Source organism: Veillonellales bacterium (assembly GCA_039680175.1).
Lineage (GTDB): Bacteria > Bacillota > Negativicutes > JAAYSF01 > JAAYSF01 > JBDKTO01.
Map to the genome: position 1 here is coordinate 1 of JBDKTO010000054.1, position 4,024 is coordinate 4,024.

The following is a 4,024-nucleotide window of genomic DNA, read 5'->3' on the forward strand; positions in this document are numbered from 1 at the left end:
CTTGCTGCCAGTGAAGCCACATCGAACAAGATTGATATGGTAACGGTAGGTGCGAATAGCATAGAGAATAACGGCAAACTGGATGTTCAGTTGATTGCTTCATTTAAGGATAAAAACATGAAAATAACTGCATTTGGCAAACCAACTGACGCCACGGTTCAGTACGGCTATAAAAATCTGGGCAAAGAAGGCATTACAAGTCACTCAACCAGTACCAGGACAGAAGCAATTTATGCAACAAATCAAAACGGCAGCCAATACAAACTAAATATACCCGCGGATGCCAAAGCTTGGCCTATAACTACCTTTGAAACAGATGCGTCCAAGGACAGCCAACTTTCCGTTCATCTGCCGGCCCTTTTGGCTACTTATCAAAAGTCAGTTGATAATATAAAAATCAATATTCCTGAGAATGGCCAAAAAACTCTTAACCGTGAAGTTGACTTTTTCGCTCAGAAAGCCTTAATCAAGAGCATCAAACGCATTTCCCCCACATCCGCAGAGCTTGTCTTCCAGCTAAACACTGGAAATGAAAAGAATATCAGCATTAGAGCTTTCCAGGTTAATAGCGATAACATCAAAGAGATTTCTTCAGAAATTACCGGAGATAAAGCAGTCATGGTTCTCAATTTCGATAAAGATATAAATACCGCCGATCTGGAAATATCATGGCCACAATTCGTTATGAATGGCAACTGGACGATCAATTTGAGATAGATTTTCTTTATGCAAAGAGACTGCCTCCAAAGCCCGATAGGAGTTTGGGGGCATTCTCAATCACCAATACCTGTATCATCACAGGAGATTGAAGGTTTATCTAAAACTATATAAATTTCCTCTAACTCCAACTGTGCCTTAATCAGAACATCCTCTGAACTAATAGCCATTTCTTTAGCCTTCTGTACCATCTTCACAGCATCTGCAATCTTTGCACTGATTCTGACAACCGACTGCTCTATCCGTTTGTCATGTAAGTTGATAACTTCCGGTCTCACAAGCATCCTCCCATATGAATAGTGATACATCTCATTACATTTTAAGGGATTATCCCTTAAAAATCAATAAGGGTTATTCCCTTAATGCATAATTGTTTTGAGGTGATAGCCATGTACGAAAGAATCCGTAATATGCGGGAAGATAAAGATCTGACGCAAGCGCAAATTGCAGAGTATTTGAGCATTCATCAAACAACCTATTCCGATTATGAGCTTGGGAATCTTAACATCCCGATTCCTGTAATGTATAAGCTTGCAGACCTGTTTGAAACGAGTATTGATTATCTTGTCAATCGCACCGATGAGAAGAGGCCATATCCATTCAAGAAATAGGCAACGATATTCCTCGCGTGGTAAACATGGTAAACAGCCTGGCTACGGATTGCCTTTTAGTTGCCTGTTGAAAAGAAGAAAAAACAGGTAGGCGAAGAAATTGTCTATCCGGCTCAAAGTGAATTGAATTTCTAGCTTTAGCATTTGGCCGTTGGAGTAATTCTATTTCAGCGGCATTTTCTTTAACCATATTGAATCCGGTCTAATATGAGAATTGCAATATTTTATACCGCGTTAATGTGCAATTTTTACTCCTGCTACCCTAAATGGGTTGGCTTTAATTTGAGAATTCTGGCGGAATTAATGTGAGAATTGACAGTATCTGTCGTAAGGACTTTTCTTTGTTGCAATATCTTCTCCGGTAAGCAATCGATCGATAGATATCCCCAGTACCTCAGCCAAAACAGGTAATATGCCCGTATCAGGTAATAGGGCTGATTCTAATCATATTTTTATATTTGATAAAAGTACTCCATTTAGTTGCAACCACTATTTTTATTTTAATGGTTTGGCTTCTAAATAATGATTAGGATAAGCCTGGAGTGGCATCATTTCATGGTGTCCTCTAGGATTAAAAGCATAATATAAATAAAAGTAACGATTATAAAATCGTTACTTTTATTTTCTGAAAAATTTATGTTTCTGCTTGTCGTTATTCTCACTGTTTTTAATGTAAAACTATGAAATTTCTTGCGTATAATTACGTATTATTTATTTACATACGTATTAGTACGTATTATAATATAAATACAAGGAGGCGAGTTAATTGACTGAACGGGAAGTCCTAAAGCTACTAAAAGAAAATGGCTGGTACATAGAAGAAGGCAAAAGACATCATCTAGCCACAAATCCCAATAAACCAGGAATAAAGATACCAATACCAAGACACAGTAAGGACATCCCAATAGGAACTGTGAATAACATACTGAAGGCAGCGGGGCTGAAATAAGCCCCAGCTCCCGCATTTTATTAAAATAAAAATATAAAAGTAGAGGAGGTTTTAACTATGAAATATGTTTATCCTGCTGTATTTAATCAGGAAAATGATAATTACAATGTATCGGTTCCAGATCTGCCTGGCTGTTTTACCTTCGGTACTTCAATTGCTGAAGCTATTGAAATGGCCCGTGACGCTATATCTATGTGGCTCTGTGATGCAGAAAACAAAGATGAAATAATACCGCAATCCAGTAAACCTCAAGATATAACCACTGAACCAAATAGTTTTGTTAATCTTATTGATGTTGATACTACAGAATACCGCCGCGAAAATGATAATCGGGCAATTAAGAAAACTCTTAGTATTCCTAACTGGCTAAATGCAAAAGCTGAAAAAGCAGGTATCAACTTTTCCCAAACCCTGCAAAAAGCCCTAAAGCAGGAACTTGGCTTAGAATGAGGGCGTATTTCCAACCGTGTAAATGGTAATAATCTCCACAAACAAACTTAAGGAGATGTTTAGCATGACACGGTTGGACGATAAAGAAATGCAGTTGGTAAGCCTAATAAGCGAGAAGTGTACCACGCCTGGCGAACTAACAGAGAAACTAAAAAGCCTGTTTGGCGGAGCATTAGAAAAGATGCTGGAAGCAGAAATGGACGAGCATCTCGGCTACGAGAAGAACAGCATTGCCGGCAACAATTCAGGCAACTCCCGTAACGGCTACGGGAAAAAGACTATTAGAAGCGAATGGGGCGAGAGTGAAATAACTGTCCCCAGAGACCGCAGCGGCACCTTCAAGCCCCAGGTTATCGAGAAACGCCAAACGCGTACAGACGAAGTAGAAAAGCGGATTTTGGCCATGTACGCTAAAGGCATGAGCACCCGCGACATAGAAGACCATCTACGCGATATCTACGGCGTGGAAGCCTCAGCTAGCCTTATCAGCCGCATAACCGACAAAATCATGCCGGAGGTAGCTGAATGGCAGTCCCGCCCTCTTGCCGAGGTTTACCCGGTAGTGTTTTTCGATGGTATACGCTTCAAAGTCAAGAAAGACGGGAAAGTCATAAACAAATGTGTTTACAGCGTTTTAGGTATTGACCTAGATGGCAAAAAGGACATCTTAGGCATCTGGATCAGCGAAACAGAGAGTGCAGCGTTTTGGGCAACGGTGTTCAACGAGATGAAAAACCGTGGGGTTAAAGACATACTGATCGCCTGCCATTTATAATTTCAAAAGCTCGTCTTAAAATGTGCTATAAATAGAATAAATACTATTACCTCTCCTCTTAGCTTACCTACAATTTATAAACACCGTAGAACAATTTTTAAAACACTATAAACTGAAATTTTATTGTAAGCGGTGGAACAACTACCGTATGGAACAAAAAACACCACTGAGGTATAGTGGTGTTTGTGGAGATGAATAAGTGAACATCATCTTTGAGTTTTTTTAGTATGCCGATTTCCTGGGAGGCAGTGTTCTCTGGCTTTACTCCATGATGATTTTTAATAAATTCACCCTTACTGATTCAGCAGGGTGTGTGGAGCTGTTTTAATAAAATCCTTCCCGGGCAATCTTTTTAATATAGTTATACTTTTTGCGGATCAGTTTTTTAAATTCTACATCGGAGAGTTCATTAAACCGACCTAATCCTTCTTCGTAAAGACATTCATAGATCAGTTCACAGTAATCATCATCTTCACGGTGTGCTTTCTGGTAACGTTGCTCAAGTTCATAGGGAAAATCAAG

At 39.3% G+C, this 4,024-nt stretch carries 7 protein-coding genes; 5 read left to right on the plus strand and 2 right to left on the minus strand.

Annotation, left to right across the window (positions count from 1 at the left end; translation table 11 throughout):
• A partial coding sequence (locus ABFC84_08730) for a hypothetical protein (GenBank protein MEN6412835.1) occupies positions 1-717 on the plus strand: 717 nt, incomplete at its 5' end.
• Between the two features lie 56 nt (positions 718-773).
• Here ABFC84_08730 and ABFC84_08735 read toward each other — a convergent pair.
• Positions 774-995 (minus strand): hypothetical protein, encoded by a 222-nt coding sequence (locus tag ABFC84_08735; GenBank protein MEN6412836.1) that lies wholly within the window; start codon positions 993-995, stop codon positions 774-776.
• Positions 996-1,106: 111 nt separating this feature from the next.
• Here ABFC84_08735 and ABFC84_08740 point away from each other — a divergent pair, with 111 nt between their 5' ends.
• The 4 genes from ABFC84_08740 to ABFC84_08755 all read left to right on the plus strand — a co-directional run bounded on the left by ABFC84_08740 (position 1,107) and on the right by ABFC84_08755 (position 3,502).
• On the plus strand, positions 1,107-1,328 hold the full coding sequence (locus tag ABFC84_08740; protein ID MEN6412837.1) for a helix-turn-helix transcriptional regulator: 222 nt from the start codon (positions 1,107-1,109) through the stop codon (positions 1,326-1,328).
• Positions 1,329-2,094: 766 nt separating this feature from the next.
• Complete coding sequence (locus tag ABFC84_08745) at positions 2,095-2,277, plus strand: type II toxin-antitoxin system HicA family toxin (protein MEN6412838.1); 183 nt, start codon at positions 2,095-2,097, stop codon at positions 2,275-2,277.
• 57 nt (positions 2,278-2,334) lie between these two features.
• Positions 2,335-2,727, plus strand: a complete 393-nt coding sequence (locus ABFC84_08750) for a type II toxin-antitoxin system HicB family antitoxin (GenBank protein MEN6412839.1) — start codon at positions 2,335-2,337, stop codon at positions 2,725-2,727.
• Positions 2,728-2,791: 64 nt separating this feature from the next.
• Positions 2,792-3,502 carry an IS256 family transposase gene (locus tag ABFC84_08755; protein ID MEN6412840.1) on the plus strand — a complete coding sequence of 237 codons (711 nt, stop codon included), beginning with the start codon at positions 2,792-2,794 and terminating at the stop codon, positions 3,500-3,502.
• Between the two features lie 324 nt (positions 3,503-3,826).
• Here the strand turns inward: ABFC84_08755 and ABFC84_08760 are convergent.
• A partial coding sequence (locus ABFC84_08760; GenBank protein ID MEN6412841.1) for a hypothetical protein occupies positions 3,827-4,024 on the minus strand: 198 nt, incomplete at its 5' end.

What these genes read in the sequence shown, in the direction of transcription:
- ABFC84_08740 (MEN6412837.1), top strand. Translation starts at nt 1,107, where the DNA reads ATGTACGAAAGAATCCGTAATATGCGGGAAGATAAAGATCTGACGCAA.
- ABFC84_08750 (MEN6412839.1), top strand. Translation starts at nt 2,335, where the DNA reads ATGAAATATGTTTATCCTGCTGTATTTAATCAGGAAAATGATAATTAC.
- ABFC84_08755 (MEN6412840.1), top strand. Translation starts at nt 2,792, where the DNA reads ATGACACGGTTGGACGATAAAGAAATGCAGTTGGTAAGCCTAATAAGC.